Raw genomic sequence first — 1063 nt, 5'->3', positions numbered from 1 at the left:
CCGTCAAGATTCTCGGCGCCTTCGGCATGAAGGGGGAGGGTTTCGGATACGCCGTGCGCAAGGAAGACACTGATCTTTTGGACAAGCTGAACAAGGGCCTGGAGATGCTCAAGGCCGACCCCTATTGGCAGGAACTGATTACCAAGCACGGCCTGTAAAAATTCTAAAATGAAAACGATGACGGCCACAAGCCGCATCGACCGGCAAGAGGCGCGGGTTCTGCCCACGCCTCTTGTCGTTTGGTTCGCCGCATGATTGAGAGTTTCGGCATCGTGTGGGGCGCCTTGCCCTATTTGCTTCAGGGTACGGGCGTGACCGTGGTCTGCGTGGTCGCGGCCATGCTTGTGGGGTTCATCCTGGGTGTGCCCATGGCTTTGATCCAGGTCTACGGCCCGCTCTGGGCCAGACGGGTCGTGGGTCTCTATGTCTGGTTTTTTCGGGGCGTTCCTATCCTCGTGCTACTGTTTCTTTTCTATTTCGGCCTGTGCAATTTTCTGGGGCTCAATCTGGGCGCGATCTCAGCGGCCAGCCTGGTGCTGGGCATGACCAGCGCCGCCTATCAGTCTCAAATATTCCGGGGGTCTCTGGGTTCATTGCCCCACGGACAGTTCAGGGCCGCCAGCGCCTTGGGAATGAGCGATCTGACGGCCATCAGGTCCATCATCCTGCCCCAGGCTCTGCGTTTGTCCATCCCTGGCTGGTCAAACGAATACTCCATTCTTCTCAAGGACTCGGCAGTGGCCTTTGTTCTGGGAACCCCAGAAATCATGGCCAGGACCCATTTCGTGGCTTCCCGGACCTATGAGCATCTGCCCCTCTATATCACGGCCGGGATTCTGTATTTCATCCTGACCTGGATCGGGGTCAACAGCCTGCGAATGTTGGAGAAAAAAGTCCGCATTCCGGGTTATGGCCATTAGCCGAAGGTCAAGACGGCCGTGAACAGCAAGGAAACGATCATGAGCGTACAGAACGAGCCTGTGCTTCGGGCCGTGGACATCTGCAAGAGCCTGGGCGGCAAGACCATTTTGCGATCGGTGAGTGTGGAGCTGAACAAGGGGGA

At 57.2% G+C, this 1063-nt stretch carries 3 protein-coding genes; all 3 read left to right on the top strand.

The annotated features are described in order from the left end of the window. Positions 1–158: transporter substrate-binding domain-containing protein (locus EOM25_15310; GenBank protein ID NCC26548.1), on the top strand; the 158-nt coding region annotated here is incomplete at its 5' end. A 93-nt stretch (positions 159–251) separates the two neighbouring features. Further along, positions 252–920, top strand: a complete 669-nt coding sequence (locus EOM25_15305; protein ID NCC26547.1) for an amino acid ABC transporter permease — start codon at positions 252–254, stop codon at positions 918–920. 39 nt (positions 921–959) lie between these two features. Then, positions 960–1063 (top strand): amino acid ABC transporter ATP-binding protein (locus EOM25_15300; GenBank protein NCC26546.1); only part of this gene is annotated, 104 nt, incomplete at its 3' end.

Source organism: Deltaproteobacteria bacterium, from assembly GCA_009929795.1.
In the GTDB taxonomy this organism is placed as follows: domain Bacteria; phylum Desulfobacterota; class Desulfovibrionia; order Desulfovibrionales; family Desulfomicrobiaceae; genus RZZR01.
Note: the sequence above shows the minus strand (reverse complement) of the source record. Positions and strands in the feature narration are given on the sequence as shown.